Source organism: Actinomadura sp. NPDC048394, from assembly GCF_040651755.1.
GTDB lineage: Bacteria > Actinomycetota > Actinomycetes > Streptosporangiales > Streptosporangiaceae > Spirillospora > Spirillospora montaniterrae.
In genome coordinates, this window is the sequence record NZ_JBEZJL010000086.1 from 17,776 (window position 1) to 34,771 (window position 16,996).

General features: G+C 73.3%; 12 protein-coding genes. 3 read left to right on the forward strand and 9 right to left on the reverse strand.

The genetic code is table 11. The annotated features are described in order from the left end of the window. Window positions 1-138: 138 nt before the first annotated feature. The 9 genes from AB0C78_RS42065 to AB0C78_RS42105 form a co-directional block, all read right to left on the reverse strand. Window positions 139-486: a hypothetical protein gene (locus AB0C78_RS42065; protein WP_151540642.1), complete on the reverse strand. Its 348-nt coding sequence runs from the start codon at window positions 484-486 to the stop codon at window positions 139-141. 152 nt (window positions 487-638) lie between these two features. Beyond that, window positions 639-1,151 carry an ATP-binding protein gene (locus AB0C78_RS42070; RefSeq protein ID WP_360759396.1) on the reverse strand — a complete coding sequence of 171 codons (513 nt, stop codon included), beginning with the start codon at window positions 1,149-1,151 and terminating at the stop codon, window positions 639-641. A gap of 204 nt (window positions 1,152-1,355) precedes the next feature. Further along, entirely contained in the window at window positions 1,356-1,937 is a 582-nt protein-coding gene (locus tag AB0C78_RS42075) for a PadR family transcriptional regulator (protein WP_151540640.1), read from the reverse strand. 59 nt (window positions 1,938-1,996) lie between these two features. After that, window positions 1,997-3,844: a fatty acyl-AMP ligase gene (locus AB0C78_RS42080; RefSeq protein ID WP_360759399.1), complete on the reverse strand. Its 1,848-nt coding sequence runs from the start codon at window positions 3,842-3,844 to the stop codon at window positions 1,997-1,999. Between the two features lie 13 nt (window positions 3,845-3,857). Continuing rightward, window positions 3,858-5,606, reverse strand: a complete 1,749-nt coding sequence (locus tag AB0C78_RS42085; protein ID WP_225991635.1) for an acyl-CoA dehydrogenase family protein — start codon at window positions 5,604-5,606, stop codon at window positions 3,858-3,860. A gap of 133 nt (window positions 5,607-5,739) precedes the next feature. Next, a complete protein-coding gene (locus tag AB0C78_RS42090) occupies window positions 5,740-6,147 on the reverse strand; it encodes a nuclear transport factor 2 family protein (RefSeq protein ID WP_151540638.1) in 408 nt (135 codons plus the stop codon). Window positions 6,148-6,278: 131 nt separating this feature from the next. After that, window positions 6,279-6,902: an SGNH/GDSL hydrolase family protein gene (locus AB0C78_RS42095; RefSeq protein ID WP_360759402.1), complete on the reverse strand. Its 624-nt coding sequence runs from the start codon at window positions 6,900-6,902 to the stop codon at window positions 6,279-6,281. Continuing rightward, complete coding sequence (locus AB0C78_RS42100; RefSeq protein WP_206699878.1) at window positions 6,902-7,159, reverse strand: acyl carrier protein; 258 nt, start codon at window positions 7,157-7,159, stop codon at window positions 6,902-6,904. Before AB0C78_RS42100 ends, AB0C78_RS42095 begins: the two co-directional genes overlap by 1 nt. Before the next feature lie 411 nt (window positions 7,160-7,570). Further along, complete coding sequence (locus tag AB0C78_RS42105) at window positions 7,571-8,602, reverse strand: sulfotransferase (protein ID WP_360759405.1); 1,032 nt, start codon at window positions 8,600-8,602, stop codon at window positions 7,571-7,573. Between the two features lie 532 nt (window positions 8,603-9,134). Here AB0C78_RS42105 and AB0C78_RS42110 point away from each other — a divergent pair. From AB0C78_RS42110 to AB0C78_RS42120, 3 genes are all read left to right on the forward strand, one after another. Continuing rightward, window positions 9,135-9,992 (forward strand): hypothetical protein, encoded by an 858-nt coding sequence (locus tag AB0C78_RS42110; RefSeq protein WP_360759408.1) that lies wholly within the window; start codon window positions 9,135-9,137, stop codon window positions 9,990-9,992. A 55-nt stretch (window positions 9,993-10,047) separates the two neighbouring features. Beyond that, window positions 10,048-12,084, forward strand: a complete 2,037-nt coding sequence (locus AB0C78_RS42115) for a flotillin family protein (RefSeq protein WP_360759411.1) — start codon at window positions 10,048-10,050, stop codon at window positions 12,082-12,084. Between the two features lie 97 nt (window positions 12,085-12,181). Next, on the forward strand, window positions 12,182-16,990 hold the full coding sequence (locus AB0C78_RS42120; protein ID WP_360759414.1) for a DNA repair ATPase: 4,809 nt from the start codon (window positions 12,182-12,184) through the stop codon (window positions 16,988-16,990). The last annotated feature ends 6 nt before the right edge of the window (window positions 16,991-16,996 follow it).

Here is a 16,996-nt window from a genome sequence, read left to right on the forward strand (position 1 = left end):
GGGTCGGGCCTGCTGTCGGCCCGCCGCAGGGTTCGTCGAACTCGGGTCGGGGCGGGCGGGCCTCCGGGGCCGCGGTCCGCCGGGTGCGGGGCGGGCGGCCCGTGCGGGCCGGGCTCCGCCGGGTGCGGGACGGGGCGGTCACGGGCGCGCCTCGTCCAGTGCGGCGCGGGCGACCAGGCCGCGCAGCCGGCCGGTGATCATCGCCACCGCCTCGGCATGGCCGCGCGCCGCCTTCTCCCGCGTGCTGTAGCGCCCGACGTCGGCGTGCATCGACAGGTCGGACACGATCGTCTGCCAGAGCAGGGGTCTCCCGTTCGCCGCGAACCCGAGGTCGATCACGGTGAACCAGGTGGAGACGACCACCACGACTCCGCCGACGCGGATGACGTCCTGGGCGAGCAGCCTCGACCGGGCGTCGAGCAGCAGCCGCTGCGCCTCGTCCGCCGTGGCGCGTATCCCATCCGCCCGGTAGTACTCCACGGACATGGCAATCCCCATCGCCGCCGGTAAGGGCGTCCGCCGGCGCGCGCGCGTGGGTCCCGCCGTTCAGCCGAACGGCGGTACGGGGCGGCGCCGCGCCGCGCAGGGTGCATCGCGCCCGAGCCCGCGCGGGCGCGCGGGCCGGGACGGTGCCCGGGTCAGTGCGGGTGCCGCTCGTCGTGCGGCCGGGCGCCGATCTCGCACCAGACCGTCTTGCCGGCGGCGGTGAGGTCGGTGCCGTGCCGGTCGGCGAGGGCCGCGACGAGGAACCAGCCGCGGCCGGTCTCCTCCATGAGGTCGACGGGCCTGGCGTGCGGCAGCGCGGCGCCGCGGTCGTGCACCTCGATCCGCAGCCGGGACCCGGCCCGCAGCAGCCGCAGGCACAGCAGCGTGCCCGTGCCGGCGGCGTGCCGGACGGCACCCGTGACCAGTTCGGAGATCAGGACCTCGGCGTCGTCGCGGGCGTGCGCGGCGCCGGCGGAGCCGAGGACGGCGCGGCCGAACGCGCGGGCCCGCGGGACCGACGCGCGCTCCGCGGGCAGGGTCAGCTCGCCGAGCAGGACGGGGTCCGGCCCCTCCATGGTGGTGAGGCCGTGCGGGTGGGCGGGGACGGTGTGGTGGGGGGTGGCCAGGGTGCTAGGCAACTCGATGGTGCGGTGTTCGCCCGACATGTGGAACGCCTCCTTGACTAAGGCGTGGCGGCCCGTCCCGGCCCGGCCTTGACTCCTGGCCGGGGAGGTCGCTGGGGGTGAATGCCCGTATCGCCGTGCGGGACGCCCCGAGGGGCTCCCCGCGCCGCCCGGCCGACTTCGCCGGTTCGGGCGGGTGCGGCGGCACGGTGTGCGAAGGGGCCGCGGCCGTGCGGCCGGCGCCGGTCACGACGCCTCGCCCCCTTCGGCGTGGGCGCCCGCCCGGGCGCGCAGCAGCCGGGCGGTGCTGGTGAACCACTCGTGGTGCTCCTGCTCGAACCGGCGGCCCCGCAGGCACGTCAGGTAGGGGCCGATCGGCGTGGCGCTGCGCAGGAAGGTGTGCTCGTCCAGGTCGCCGCGCAGGCGTGCGAGCATGCGCTCGAACAGCTCGACCTTCGCGGCGGACATGCGGGCGCGCTCCTCGAGCTGCGCGATCACCGCGTCCGCGGAGATGTGGTCGACGGCCTGCACCATGACCAGGATGTTCTCGCGGATGGTCCCGGGTTTCGCGGGGGTGCTGGCGAAGCGCTCCAGCTCGTCCACGCCGGCCCGGGTGACGGTGTAGACGCGCTTGTTGGGGCGGTCGTGCTGGATGACCTGCCGTCCGCTGATCAGGCCTTCGGTCTCCAACCTCGACAGCTCGGAGTAGAGCTGCTGCGGAACGGCGTGCCAGAAGTTGGAGACCGACAAATCAAAGATCTTGGCCAGCTGGTAGCCGCTGTACTCGCCGTCGAGCAACGCCGCCAGGACCGCGTGACGCAACGCCATCGGACTTCTCTCCCTGCTTGACTCAGGGTGATGCCCGACGTTATCAGACAACGACATGATTAGTCATGCTTTTGACTAGGGTGAGTATGGACGAATTTCGCGACGCCCGGTTCGAGGTCCGCTCCGAGCGCCGTGACCTCGCCGTCCAGCAGCGCCTGCCGGGTCGGGCCGCGCCGCAGCTTGCCGCTCGTCGTGCGGCGGACCGTGCCGCGCCCGGTCAGCACCACGCTGAGCGCGGGCAGCTCGTGCGCGCGCGCCACGGCGGCCTTGATGACCCCCGCCAGCTCGTCCGGCGGCGTCCCGCCCGCGGCGCGCGTGCTGATCTCCTGCACGAGCACGACCTGCTCCCGGCCGTCCTCGGTCGTCACGCCGTCGAGCACGAACGCGGCGCCGATCAGCGCGGCGGGATGCGCCGCCTGCGCGGTCTCCTCGATGTCGTGCGCGTGGACGTTGCGGCCGTTGACGATGATGAGGTCCTTGCTGCGGCCGGTGACGAACACCTCGCCGCCGTCGACGAACCCGAGGTCGCCGGTGCGCAGGAACGGGCCGTCGCCGCCGGCCGTGTACGCCTGGAACGTCACGCGCGTCTCGGCGGGGCTGCGCCAGTAGCCCGCGGCGACGCTGCCGCCGCGCACCCAGATCTCCCCCGCCCGCCCGTCCGGCAGCGGCTCCAGCGTCTCCGGATCGACGACGCGGACGTCCAGGGTGACCGGGCGGCCGCTGCTCACCAGCCGCCGCACCGTCCCGTCGCGCACCGTCCCGTCCAGCGCGTCGTCGCCCGGGCCCTCGCGCTCCTCGCTCTCCTCCGCCGGCTCGGCGCGGCCGCGGGACAGCGCGGCGGCGTCGAAGTCGCGGATCACCGGGCCCGTGCCCCACGGCGCGGCGCTGATGAGCAGCGTCGCCTCCGCCATGCCGTAGCACGGCATCCACATCCGCGGCTCGAACCCGGCGGGCGCGAACCGCTCGCTCCACCGCTCCAGCGTCGCCGCGCGGACGGGCTCGGCGCCGTTCTTCACCGTCTGCAGCGACGACAGGTCCAGCGTCTCGATCTGCCGGTCGGTGACGCGGCGCAGCGCCAACTCGTACCCGAAGTTCGGCGCGACGGTGATCGTCGCGCGGTGCCGGGTGATGAGCTCCAGCCACAGCACCGGCCGCTTGATGAAGGTGATCGGCGAGGTCAGCACGTACCGCATGCCGAGGTACAGCGGCTCCAGGAACTGGCCGACGAGCCCCATGTCGTGGAAGTGCGGGACCCAGCCGACGCCGATCGACTCCGGCGTCCCCTCGATGCGCCGCCTGATCTCCTCCGCGTTGTACAGCAGGTTCCGGTGGGTGACCATCACGCCCTTCGGCTCGCTCGTCGAACCGGACGTGTACTGCAGGAACGCGAGCGTGTCGGGGCCGAACTCCGGCATCGTCCACCCGCCCGCGTCCGCGAGCGGGTCCCCGGTCCCGGCGGCCTCGGTGTCGAGGCACTGCACCTTCCCGTCGAGCCCCGCCTCCTTCAGCCACCCCTCGATCGCGTCGAGATGGGCGCCGTCGGTGAGGATCCAGGTGATGTCGGCGTCCGCGATGATCCGGCGGGTGCGGTCGAAGCGCCCCGCGTCCAGCACCGGAAGCGGCGCCGGGACGGCCACGACCCGCGCGTACAGGCAGCCGACGAACGCCGCCATGAACTCCAGGCCCTCCGGATACAGCAGCAGGACGGCCCGGTCCCGCAGGCCGCGCTCCTCCAGCCGGCGGGCCACCGCCACGGCCCGCCGGTCCAGCTCGGCGAGGCCGAGCACGTCCTCCCGGTAGGCGCGGCCGGGGCCGGGCTCCTCCTTGACGAAGGTGAAGCCCCGCGCGTCCCCGTGCGCCCGCACGGTCTCCCGGACGGCCGACACGAAATCGGTGTGCCTGTCCATGCCCATGGCGCCGTCACACGTCCTCGGCCAGCGACGTCAGCGTGAACCAGCGGCCCTCGCCGGACGTGCGGAACATCGCGTCCTCGAACGCCGGCAGGAACTCCTCCGACAGGACGGTGTCCGGATAGGTGCGCTGCAGCAGCCGCTGCAGGCACAGGACGAGCCACTGCCCGCCCGCGAACGACCCGCCGAACTCGCGGTGGTTGTGCAGCCACGTGAGCATGCACGACACCATCGCGTGCAGCTCGCAGTACCGCCGCGCCCGCATCAGCGCCGCCACCGACGAGGTGTCGCCCTCGCTCTCGCGGATGCCCTCGTCGACCTTCGCGCGCAGCGCGCCGATGCTCGACACCAGGTCCTTCAGCTCGGCGGCGACCCCCGGCGCGGCGTGCGCGTTCGCCGCCGACAGCAGCTCCTCGGAGATCTGCTCGAACCGCTGCCCGACCTCGTCGCGGCCCTCGTTGGTGAGCTGGAGGCGCCGGCCGTCCGGCTCCCAGGTCGGCGGCGTCCGCGTCCACGAGAACAGCTCCGCGAGCAGCGCGTCCTCGCCGCCCGTCTCGTCCGGCGGACGGCACAGGAACGGCAGCTGCGCCGCGACGTTCGCCAGGTTGACGTGCGTGGTGCCCTCGAAGATGCTCGCGATCGCGTGGTCGCGCTGCAGCTTCTGGAACACCCCGTGCGCGACGCCCTCGCGCAGGTAGCCGCGCGCCGCAAGGACCGTTCCCATGCTCGCGACGACCTCGTCCCCCTGCACCGGGACGAAGTACTTCACGATCGACGACCACAGGCTCAGCCGCCCCGGCGCGACCGTCAGGCTGCGCGCCACCGGGATCGCGACGCACTCGGCGATCAGCAGGTCCAGGTGCGCCTTCAGCAGATGGTCGCGGATCACCGGGATCTGGTAGATGTCCGCCCCGTACAGGGTGCGCTGGTGCGCGTACTCCATCGCGATCCGCACCACCGCGTCCATCGTCCCGACCGACAGCGCCGCGATCGCCGTCCTTGTGATCTGCAGCGTCTTCAGCGTCTGGACGAGCCCGGCGCCGCGCCGCCCGATCACGCAGTCCGCCGGCAGCCGCGCCCCGTCGAACGCGACGCCGCTCAGGTCGTGGCCGCGCAGGCCGACCGTCCGGACGGGCGGCAGCGTCGACCAGCTGTCCGGGTCCAGCGTCGTCTTGTCGACCAGCAGCAGCGAGAAGTCCCGCGCGCCGGTCCTGGCGTAGGTCGTGACGAACCGGCCGCGCGTCGCGTTGCCGACCGGCCACTTCGTCCCGGTCAGCACCAGCTCGTCGCCCTTGCTCACCGCCTCGGACTCGCTCGCCATCACGTCGCTGCCGTGGTCGGCCTCCGACACCCCGAAGCACGCGAGGTCGCCGTTCAGCACGCCGTCCGCGACCGTCCTGCGCTGCCGCTCGTCGCCCCACAGCCACACCGGGTTCACCGCCAGCAGGCCCGACCCGTACATCACCGCGACCGTGACGCTGCGCCGCGAGATGCCGCGGGTGACGAAGAACAGCTCCTCCAGCGTCGTCAGGCGCCCGCCCAGCCCGGACGGCACCAGGTACTTCGGGAAACCCCAGGCCCGGACGGCGTCCACCGCCCCGGGCGGCAGCTCGTCGCGCTCCTCGGCCTCGACGATCGCCTTGTAGGAGAACGGCCCGGCCTCGTCGTCCATGGGGTCGCCGAGGAAACCGTCCAGATCGGCTGCGATGCGATGCGCCGGCGACAGGCCGGTGCGTGCGGGGACCATTCCGCTGTCCATCTTCCACTCCCTGTAGCCGAACTTGTCGCGGTGCCCGCGCGCCCTCACCGGCACGCGGCGCCGCCGGGCCGGCGCCCGGAGGCGGCCCCCACGCCCCCGGCCCGCGCGGCCCCGTCACGAAGGGGACGCCCCGTCACGTCCCCTGGTCCTCCATGCGGCGGCCGACCACGCGGGCGAGCGTCATCGCCGCGGGCAGCGGCCGGACCATCACCGTCAGCCCGGTCACCAGCCCGGTCTCGCCGAACCTGAGCAGGTCGAGGCCCTGCAGCGACTTGCCCATGACCCGCGCGCTGAACACCAGCGCCTGCGGGGGCGGCTGCAGGGACCCGCCCGCCGCGTCCGTCCCGGCGAGCTCGTCGGTGTAGCGGAAGTCCTCGAACACCTCCAGCAGGACGCGCAGCAGCGCGGTGACCGCGTCGCGGCCGTGGTAGGGCTTCACCATCACCGGGCTGTGGAACTCGATGCCCGGGTCCAGCGTCCGGGTGATGGCGGCGAGGTCCTTGGCCTCCACCGCCGCTCGGAACGTTCCGGGGACGGTCACGTCGCCGCTCCCTTCGCCGGGGCGGCGCTCGCGCGCGTGATCGGCGCCCGTGATCGCGGGACATGGGCGGGCGATAATGGTCTCTTCATCGTCATCCCGACTCTTCGACTGCCCCCCGAGGCTGCCCGTTCTCAGGTCGCCCGCTCGCCGAGCGGCTCGGCGGCGAGGTGCGCCATCACCTCCGCGACATAATCGTGCCCGGCCGGGCTCAGGTGGATTCCGTCGGCACTCCACATCGCGGGGTCGGCGATTTTCGTCACCGTTTCACGAGCCGGGAACGCCATTCCGAAGTCGGCCGCGGCGCGTTCCAGCTCGGCATTGAAGAGGGCGATGCGCTGCAGCACGCGTTTCTTGCGGAACTGCGAGATGGGAGACCGTTCGAGCAGCGGCGGGCGGGGCACCGGAATCGCCAGCAGGCCGGCCCCGGCGTCCCGCGCCCAGCGGTGCACCTCGTCCAGCCGGGCGCCCGCCGCGGCCGGCTCGAACCCGTTCAGCGCGTCGTTCATGCCGCAGCCGAGCACCGCCAGGCGGGGCCGCGCGGCCCGCACGGCGGGGAGCTGGTCGCGCACCACGTCCTCGATCGTGGCGCCCGCGTCGGAGACGTTCAGCACGTCGCCGGGCGGCACGCCGAGGCGCCGGGCGAGCCGGCCGGCCCAGCCGAGCCAGCCGCCCGCCGGGGCGGGATCGTCGCGGCCCTCGGCCACGCTGTCGCCGAGCACCACCAGGGCGGCGCCCGCGGCCGGCGGGCCGGCCATCACGCGACGAGGTCGAGAAGGTAGGCGGTGAGGTCGGCGACCGTCTCGCGGCGCCGCGCCTCGGCCACGTCCACCTCCACCTGCAGGTGGTCCTCGATGTCGCTGATGATGCTGATCGCGTACACCGAATCGACGCCGTAGCGCGCCAGTTCGACCGCTGGATCGATGTTTTCCGTCGGCCTGTCGAGGTAGAAGGCGATGCGGTCAAGAAGCCACATCTGGAGCTCGTCGTGGGAAATTGTTTGCGATCCGCTCACCGCACTCCCCTTTTTGTCAGAGGATCTTCTGAACCAAACCCCGATGGCCATCCGTAGCTGAGCACATGGCACGGTACATGCATATGTTCGGCATGTCACAGATCTGTCTGTGAACTATCGGACACGAGCATGTCACTTTTCCGTAAATTAAGTCAGCCGGGCGGTAAAACGGAGCCCGCGTACCGGACGGTAACCGGTTCCGTAAGGGGCCCACGACGGGCGCCGTCAGGCGACCGCCGTCACGGCCACCCCATCCGGCCGCTCCTCCCCCGCCCGCCGCCCCACGGCACGCGACCTGCACCGTTCCCCACGACCGCGCACCCGCCCCCGCGCGGCCCGGCACGGGGCGCCGGGCACGTTCCATGAGAATTTCGGACAACCGCCCAATCGGCGCCCGCACCCACCGTTCGATCAGTGATCGGGCCGGACGGGAACGATCGACGCGCCGGTCGCCGGTCCCGTCAGCAATGAACCGACGGGGTTCGGCTCGTGCCGGCGGGCCATCCGGTCCCGCACCGCCCGCGCGCGCTGCGCCCGCCAGCGGTGCGCCGCCGTCCGGCGGAACCGGGCGACATGCACCGCCGCCGGACGGTCCCGTCCCGCCAGCGCGTACCCGTGCCGCCGCAACCGGGCCGCCAGGACGTGCTCGACGAGGTCCGCCTCCCACGCCTGCATCCGCGTCGCCCACGCGCCGACGCTGCGGTCGTTGACGGCCTCGTGCGTCCGCAGGTGCCAGCGGCGCTCGGCCGGGACCGTCCGGCGCGCGTGGTGGTGCGGCTCGGCCATCGCCTCGTCGTACTCCTCCTCGAGGAATCCGCACAGCGCCGCCAGCGACCGTTCCGGCTCGGCGACGAGGTCCTCGTAGCGCATCTCGAAGTAGCGGCCGGGGCCGAGCCGCCGCGCGAGCCTGCTCCCGGTGTCGACGGCCTCCCGCCACGTCAGCGCCGCGGAGTGGACGTCGCCCTCGTACCAGGGCATCCGGACGAGCGAGCTGACCGCGTCCCGCCCGTCGCGGACCAGGTGGACGAACTGCGCGTCCGGGAACATCCGCAGCAGCATCGGCACCTTGCGGAAGTAGCTGGGCCGCTTGTCGCCCCACCGCGCCTTCCCGTGCTCGCGCGCGTAGCGGCGGAACACGGCGGCGAGCGCCGACCCGAGCGTCGGCGGGCCGTGCACGATGTCGTCGACGACCGCGCCGGCGTCCAGGCCGAGGACGTCGAACTTCGTCCCGTCGCCCGCGGTGATCCACTCGCCGAGCGCCCGCCGGTTCGCCTCCGCCCGCAGGTCGCCGAAGCCGAGCCGCCGCGCGTACGCGACGTGCACGAACCTCGTCTCGGACGGCACCGCCAGGCGCCGGTGCGAGTGCAGCATCTGCTGCAGCAGCGTCGTGCCGGAGCGCGGGCAGCCGAGGACGAAGACGGGCCGGTGGGACTGCGTGGTCATGGCGCGTGAAGCTATGGCCGCCGCCTGAACCGGACCTCAGACGAACCTCAGAGTTCGCTGAACGTGCTCAACTCATCACTATAAGCAATGGGCCTTTGCTTCGGAGATGCACCTCCTGCCCCACCGTTTTCCGGAAACGGCTCCGGAGCACGAGAAACACCGACTTCTCCGTTCAGGTCCCGACAAAAGGCTTCCCTCTTCGGGAGAACCGGGGTAAAGTAACCCCCGGTGTGCCGGGAAGTCTGGTCGGCGAGACAGGATTTGTCTCCGACCAGGAGGATTTCAGATGACTCCCCGGCCCTTTCTCATGGACCCGCCCCCGCCGCGGCGCCGTGTCCCGCGTCCCACCCCGCGCAGCCTCCGGCTTCGGGCCGGCCTGACCTCTGCGACCTGGGCGGACTCATATCCGGACACATGACCGGCCGTATTCGGCCGTGCGCCGGATATGGCAGCGCATTTTCCTTCTGAACCGGTGACCGCATTCGGCGGCCCGGACGGTGAATGACGCCTCGGGGCGGGAGCGTGCACAGCCATGCGTGAATTCGTCGACACCGCGCTCGGCTTCCCCACGGCGCTTTTCAGCTTCTCTCTGGTCGTGGTCGCCGCGTACTGGGCGCTCGTCCTGCTCGGCGGCCTGGGGCACTTCCACGCCGGCACCGATGGCCATACGGGGGCCGGTGCCGGCGCGGGAGGCCACTTCCACGGCCACGGCGGTTTCCACGGCGACGGCGGTCTCCACGGACATGGCGGCTTCCACGGCGACGGCGGCCTCCACGGGCATAGCGCCGCGCATGGGGCCGTCCACGGGCACGGCGCGGCGCACGGGCAGGGGGCCGGGCACGGTCACGGCGGCGGGCACGATCCGTCCGGCGGCCACGAGGACGGCCACGGATCGGGCGGGCCGCTCGGCGCGATCGGGCTGGGCGGCGTGCCCGCCACCATCACGCTGTCGCTGCTGATCGCGCTGGCCTGGTTCGCGAGCCTGGCCGGGTCGGTGCTGGCCGGCGGCGGCACGCCGGCCCCGCCGCTCGCCGGCGCCGTGCTGGCCGGGGCGCTCGCGGCGGCGTGGCTCGGGACGCGGCTCGCGATCGTCCCGCTGCGCCGGGTGTTCCGCGAGGAGCCGGCGGCGTCGCTGCGCGACTTCGTCGGCCGCACCTGCGTCATCCGCACCGGGCGGGTCGGCGCCGACTTCGGCCAGGCCGAGGTCACCGCCGACGACGGCTCGTCCGCCATCGTGCAGGTCCGCCGGCACGCGCTGGACGTCGCCGCCGAGGGCGCCCCCGCCGGCGCCGCGGAGCCCGCGCTCACCGCCGGCAGCACCGCACTGATCTTCGACTTCGATCCGGACGGCCAGTTCTTCTGGGTCATGCCCTACGAGCAGGCCCCCTGACCTCCGGCCTTCCCGACCCCCGCATCCCACATCCCCCCAGTAGACAGGGATCCCGATGGACGCCATCACGATCGGAGCGGGCGTGCTGATCGCGCTCGCGCTGCTCATCGCGCTCGGCATCGCGCTGATGATGACCCGGCTGTTCCGCAAGGTCGACCAGGGCAGCGCGCTGATCATCTCCAAGCTGAAGAAGGTCGACGTCACCTTCACCGGCGCGGTGGTCCTGCCGGTCCTGCACAAGGCCGAGCTGATGGACATCTCGGTGAAGACGATCGAGATCGAGCGGACCGGCCGGGACGGGCTGATCTGCAAGGACAACATCCGCGCCGACATCCGCATCACGTTCTTCGTCCGGGTGAACAAGACCGTCGAGGACGTGATCAAGGTGGCGCAGGCGATCGGCACCGACCGCGCCAGCCACCAGGACACGCTGCAGGCGCTGTTCGCGGCGAAGTTCTCCGAGGCGCTCAAGACCGTCGGCAAGCACCTGGACTTCACCGACCTCTACACCCGCCGGCACGAGTTCCGCGACCACATCATCGAGCTCATCGGCACCGACCTGAACGGCTACAGCCTGGAGGACGCGGCGATCGACTACCTGGAGCAGACGCCGCTGCTGTCGCTGGACAAGTCCAACATCCTCGACGCGCAGGGCATCCGGAAGATCACCGAGCTGACCGCGATCGAGCACGTCCGGACCAACGAGTACACCCGCAACGAGGAGAAGGAGATCACCCGCCAGAACGTCGAGGCGCGCGAGGCGATCCTGGAGCTGGAGCGCCGCCAGGCGGACGCGGAGCTGCGGCAGCAGCGCGAGATCGAGACCGTCCGGGCGCGGGAGAAGGCGGAGACCGAGCGGGTGCAGGCGGAGGAGCGGCTGCGCGCGCGGACCGCGGACATCCGCACCGACGAGCAGCTCGGCGTGCAGCAGGAGAACCGCGACCGCGAGGTGGCGGTGGCCGCGAAGAACAAGGAGCGGGTCATCGCGGTCGAGAACGAGCGGATCGAGAAGGACCGGATGCTGGAGGTCATCGCCCGCGAGCGCGAGACGGAGCTGACCCGCATCGCCGCGAACAAGGAGGTCGAGGCGGAGAAGCGGGAGATCGCGAACGTGATCCGGGAGCGCATCGCGGTCGAGCGGACGGTCGCCGAGCAGGAGGAGTCCATCAAGCGGGTGCGGGTGGTCGAGGAGGCCGAGCGGACCCGCCAGGCGGTGATCATCCAGGCCGAGGCGGAGGCGCAGGAGAGCCTCGTCAAGGACATCAAGGCGGCGGAGGCCGCGGAGGCGGCCGCGCAGCACCGCGCCCGCGAGCAGCTGACGATGGCCGACGCGCGGCGGCAGGCGTCCGAGCTGGACGCGCAGGCGAAGATCCGGCTGGCCGAGGGGATCCGCGCGGAGGCCGCGGCGGAGGGCCTCGCGGAGGTCGAGGTCCGGGAGCGGGACGCGGCGGCGATCGAGAAGGTCGGCCGCGCGGAGGCGACGGTCGCCGAGCAGAAGGCGCTCGCCGAGGCGGTCCGGATCAAGGGCGCGCTGAAGGCCGAGGCCGAGGGGCTCACCGACAAGGCGGCGGCGATGGCGGCGCTGGACGACGCCACGCGCCAGCACGAGGAGTACCGGCTGCGGCTGCAGGCGGAGAAGGACGTCCGGCTCGCGGGGATGCAGGTGCAGCGGGAGGTCGCGGAGGCGCAGGCGACGGTGCTCGCGGCGGGGCTGGAGAAGGCCGACATCGACATCGTCGGCGGCGACAGCGTGTTCTTCGACAAGCTCGTCGGGTCGATCGCGCTCGGCAAGGGCGTGGACGGGTTCGTCGGCGGCTCGGAGACCGTGCGGGCGCTGGGCGGTTCGTGGCTGGACGGGACGGGCTCGTTCAGCGGCGACCTGACCCGGGTCCTGGAGTCGGCCGGCGGCGGGGGCGTCGGGGGCCTGACGATCGCGGCGCTGCTGACGCGGCTCGCCTCGGCCGGCGGCCCGAACGCCCCCGCGCTCAGCGACCTGCTGGACGCCGCCGAGCGCCTCGGCGTGGCGGACGCGCCGGTCGCGGCGGTGCCGTCCGCGGGATCGAACGGCACTCCGCTGACCCCGGCGGGCTGACCGTCCGGCCGCATCGACCCGCGGCGCGCCGCCCGCAGCGACCCCTCATGGGGCGGCGCGCCGCGACCGGACTCCCGACCAGGATGGAAGTGGACGCGTGAGCGGGCTCGACCAGGGGACGTACGAGGTGCTGCGGGCGCGGCTCGCGGAGCGGGCCGCGGAGGCGGCGCGGCGGGCGGAGGCGCTGAACGCCCGCCGGCTGGAGGTGTTCGGCGGCGCGGAGCTGCGGCTGACCGGTACCGAGCAGGTCCGGACGGAGCGCGCGGGCGTGCCCCGCGACGTGGTCGCGCTCGGCGGGATGCTGCTGCTCGGCTGCAACGCGCCCGGGACGGCGAACACGACGTCCGTCGAGGACGTGTTCTCGCTGCACCGGTTCGACGACGACGGCGCGCTCGGGCCGGCGGGCGCGGACGCGGTGCCCGGGCTGCTGGACGACCCGCGCTTCCACCGCGACTTCGCCGACATGTTCCGGTACTACCGGCAGGCGAGGCTGCTGCAGCTGCGGCTGGTGGAGGGGCGGCTGCTCGCGGTGTTCCAGACCGGGCCGCAGCTGTCCGACCTGCGCGTCCTGCGCTGGCGGACGGCCCCGGACGGCACCGTCGCCTACGAGGACAACCAGGGCGAGCGCGACCATTCGTTCCCGCCGGCGCACGAGGTCGAGTGGATCGAGACGACCCGCGACGACCACGTCCGCGGCCTGCACCCGCACATCTCGGTCGAGGGCGAGGTGTTCGTCGACACGGTCGGCGGGACGCTGACGGTCAAGGTGGAGAACGACACGTCCACCGGCAAGGGGATCCACTCCGAGCCGGTGGACGAGCCGCTGCAGGCCCTCGCCGACGCCGACGTCCGGTACGCGCGGGTCGGCGCGCTGATCCTGCTGCGGATCCGGCCGTACAACGAGCCGGCGTGGCGGCACCTGGTGTTCAACGTGCGGACGAAGGAGGTCGTGCGGCTCGACGGGATCGAGCAGGCGTGCCGGCGGCTGCCCGACGACCACGGGATCGTCTTCCCGGGCGGCTACTGCCTGGACACGGGCGTGGTGAAGACGTTCGACACCGACGTCACCGGGCTGGAGTACGAGCGGATCGTCCGGTCGCCGAACGGCGAGGACGTGCTGTACGTGTTCCATTCGCGGGCGGACGGGCGGTCGCTGCTGCTGCCGTACAACGTGATCCGCAAGCGGGTCGCGACGCCGATCACGTGCCACGGGTACTCGCTGTTCGGGGACGGGACGCTGGTGGTGCTGCGGGCGCTGTCGGCGGAGCCGGTCCGGGCGCATCCGGTGCAGGTGTGGGCGACGCCGTTCGTGTCGGACGAGCACGCCGCGGCGCAGCCGGTGGGGACGGGCCCGCTGGAGCGGGTCGGGAACGCGGACCTGGTCCGGGGCATCTCCGAGTGCCTGTCGATCACCCGGATGGTGGACGAGATGTCGCCGTCCGCGCGGGTGTTCGAGGCGCTGATCGCGGCGTGCACGCGGGCGGTCGACCTGTTCCACTGGCTGGCGGACGCGGAGCTGGGCGATCTCGCGGCGCCGCTCGCGGACGTCCGGGCGACGGCCGGGCAGGTGCTGGACGAGTACGAGAAGGTCCGCGCGCTCACCGAGCAGGCGGCGGCCGCCGTGGACGAGGCGGGCGAGGACGTCACCGCGCTGGTCCGCCGGGTGAACGCCGAGGAGCCCGCGACGGCGGACGGCTGGGTCGCGCAGCTCGCGGAGATGCGCCGGGCGCTCGGCCGCCTGGAGACGCTCCGCGACGTGCGGTACGCCGACACGGCCCGCATCGACGAGCTGTCGGAGACGGTGGAGACGGAGCTGCGCGGCCTGGGCGAGCGGTCCGTCCGGTTCCTGCAGGGCGAGGGCGCCTTCACCGGCTACCACGCCGAGGTGGAGCGGATCGCCGAGGCGGCCGGGGCGATCGCGACGGCCGCCGGCGCGGCGCCGCTCGCCGATCTCCTCGACGCGCAGAACGAGGGCCTGGAGGTCGTCACCGAGGTCGTCGGGGACCTCGACATCACCGACGCGACGGCCCGCACCGCGATCCTGGAGCGCGTCGGCGAGGTGCTCGGCGGGCTCAACCGGGCCCGTGCCGTCCTGGACAACCGGCGCCGCGAGCTGCTGGAGCACGAGGGGCGCGCCGCGTTCGCCGCCGAGCTGGCGCTGCTGGACCAGGCGGTCGCGGGCGCGCTGGCCTCCGCGTCCACCCCGGAGCGCTGCGACGAGCAGCTCGGCCGGCTGCTGCTCCGGCTGGAGACGCTGCAGGCGCGGTTCGCCGAGCTGGAGGAGTTCGCCGCCGGGCTGGAGACCAAGCGCACCGAGCTGTACGAGGCGTTCTCGTCGCGCAAGCAGACGCTGCTGGACGAGCGGGCGCGCCGCGCCGGACGGCTCACCGCGTCCGCGGACCGGATCCTCGCCGGGGTGCGGCGCCGCGCCGCGTCCCTCGCCTCGCCCGACGAGGTGAACGCCTACTTCGCGACGGACGCGATGGTGGCCCGGATCCGCGCGATAGCGGACGAGCTGCGGGAACTCGGCGACGACGTGCGCGCCGAGGAGCTGGACGGGCGGGTGAAGGCGGCCCGGCAGGAGGCGGCGCGGGCGCTGCGCGACCGGCTCGACCTGTACGGCGACGACGGCACCACGATCCGCCTCGGCCGGCACCGGTTCGCGGTGAACACCCGCCCGATCGAGCTGACGCTCGTCCCGCACGACGGCGGGCTCGCGTTCAGCGTCACCGGGACCGACTACCGGGCGCCCGTCCGCGACGAGGCCTTCGCGGCGACCCGCGACCTGTGGGACCAGAGCCTCGTCTCGGAGACACCGGAGACGTACCGGGCGGAGTACCTGGCGGCGTCGATCCTCGCCGCCCGGCCGCCGGCCGAGCTGCTGGACGCCGACCTGCTGCGGGTGGTGCGGGAGGCGGCGGCCGACCGCTACGACGAGGGCTACGAGCGCGGCGTCCACGACCACGACGCCGCCCGCATCCTCGACGTGCTGGTGCGCCTGTACGCCGACGCGGGCCTGCTGCGCTACCCGTCGTCCGCGCGCGCCACCGCCCAGCTGTTCTGGACGCACGGCCCCGACGCCGGCGCCCGCGCGGCCTGGACGACCCGCGCCCGGTCCCTCGTCCGGGCCCGCCGGTCGTTCGGGCGCGCGCCCGCGCTGGACGACCTCGCCGGGGAGCTGACCTCGGCCGTCGAGGAGTTCGCGGCGCGCACCGGGCTGCCCGCGCCGGACGGCCCCGCGGCCGCCGAGTACCTGATCGAGGAGCTGACCACCGCGCCCGACGGGTTCGTCATCGGCACCGGCGCCCGCGACCTGTTGAAGTCGTTCGGCCCGCACCTGGCCGACCTGGAGGAGGACCTGCGGGCGCTCGGCGGCGACCTCGCCGCCCGCCACCAGCTCGCCGGGGCGTGGCTCGGCTCCCACCTCGCCGCGACCCCGGACGCCGACCCGGCCGACCTGCCCGAGGCCGTCGCGGCCGTGCTGTGCTCGTCCGCCCGCTACGACTCCCCCGCCGCGCTCACCGCCACCGTCGACGACCTGCTCGGCGCCCACCCGCGCATCACCGGCCGCCGCCTGGACGTCCGGCTGGACGAACTCCTCGCGCGCACACAGCGGTTCCGTACCGAGCGCGTACCCGCGTTCCGCGCCTACCAGCGGCGGCGCAACGAGCTGGTCGCCGCCGAGTCGGAGCGGCTCGGGCTCGCCGCCCTCAAGCCCCGCACGATGAGCGCGTTCGTCCGCAACCGGCTCGTCGACGAGGTGTACCTGCCCCTCATCGGCGACAACCTCGCCAAGCAGCTCGGCGCCGCCGGGGGCGCCAAGCGCACCGACCAGATGGGCCTGCTCCTGCTGATCTCGCCGCCCGGTTACGGCAAGACGACGCTGATGGAGTACGTCGCGGACCGGCTCGGCCTCGCCCTCGTCAAGGTGGACGGTCCGGCGCTCGGCCACGACGTCACGTCCCTCGACCCGGCGAAGGCGCCGAACGCCACCGCCGCGCGCGAGGTCGAGAAGATCAACTTCGCGCTGGAGATGGGCAACAACGTCCTGCTGTACCTCGACGACGTCCAGCACACCTCGCCGGAGTTCCTGCAGAAGTTCATCCCGCTCTGCGACGCGCAGCGCCGCATCGAGGGCGCCTCCCGCACCCACGACCTGCGCGGCAAGCGCTTCGCCGTCTGCATGGCCGGCAACCCGTACACCGAGTCCGGGCAGCGCTTCCGGATCCCCGACATGCTCGCCAACCGCGCCGACGTCTGGAACCTCGGCGACGTCCTGTCCGGCAAGGACGAGCTGTTCGCGCTCAGCTACGTCGAGAACGCGCTGACCTCCAACCCGATGCTCGCGCCGCTCGCCGGCCGCGACCGCGGCGACGTCGAACTCCTCGTCCGGCTGGCGTCCGGCGACGCGGGCGTCCGCCCGGACCGCCTCGCGCACCCGTACTCGCAGGCCGAGCTCGACCAGATCCTTTCGGTCATGGCGAAGCTCCGGCGCGTCCAGCAGGTGGTGCTGACGGTGAACCGCGCCTACATCGCCTCGGCCGCGCAGGACGACGCGTCCCGCACCGAGCCGCCGTTCCGGCTCCAGGGCTCCTACCGCGACATGAACCGGCTCGCCGAGCGCGTCCTCCCGGTGATGAACGCCGCCGAACTCGAAACGCTCATCGACGACCACTACCGCGCCGAGGCGCAGACCCTCACGTCCGACACCGAGTCGAACCTGCTGAAGCTGGCGGAGCTCCGGAACGTCCTCACCCCGGAGCAGGAGGCCCGCTGGACGGAGATCAAGGCCGCCTACGTGCGCGGCCGGACCCTCGCCGGCCACGAGGACGACCCGTCCGTAGGCGCCCTCCTCCACCTCGCCGACCAGCTCTCCGCCATCGAAAAGACCCTCCGCGACCGCTGACCCGAC

Bases quoted from the DNA above. Each gene is read 5' to 3' on its own strand.
- AB0C78_RS42095 (WP_360759402.1), bottom strand. From the start codon at position 6,902: ATGGCCGGCCCGCCGGCCGCGGGCGCCGCCCTGGTGGTGCTCGGCGAC.
- AB0C78_RS42115 (WP_360759411.1), top strand. From the start codon at position 10,048: ATGGACGCCATCACGATCGGAGCGGGCGTGCTGATCGCGCTCGCGCTG.
- AB0C78_RS42070 (WP_360759396.1), bottom strand. From the start codon at position 1,151: ATGTCGGGCGAACACCGCACCATCGAGTTGCCTAGCACCCTGGCCACC.
- AB0C78_RS42085 (WP_225991635.1), bottom strand. From the start codon at position 5,606: ATGGACAGCGGAATGGTCCCCGCACGCACCGGCCTGTCGCCGGCGCAT.
- AB0C78_RS42075 (WP_151540640.1), bottom strand. From the start codon at position 1,937: ATGGCGTTGCGTCACGCGGTCCTGGCGGCGTTGCTCGACGGCGAGTAC.
- AB0C78_RS42105 (WP_360759405.1), bottom strand. From the start codon at position 8,602: ATGACCACGCAGTCCCACCGGCCCGTCTTCGTCCTCGGCTGCCCGCGC.
- AB0C78_RS42080 (WP_360759399.1), bottom strand. From the start codon at position 3,844: ATGGACAGGCACACCGATTTCGTGTCGGCCGTCCGGGAGACCGTGCGG.
- AB0C78_RS42110 (WP_360759408.1), top strand. From the start codon at position 9,135: ATGCGTGAATTCGTCGACACCGCGCTCGGCTTCCCCACGGCGCTTTTC.
- AB0C78_RS42065 (WP_151540642.1), bottom strand. From the start codon at position 486: ATGTCCGTGGAGTACTACCGGGCGGATGGGATACGCGCCACGGCGGAC.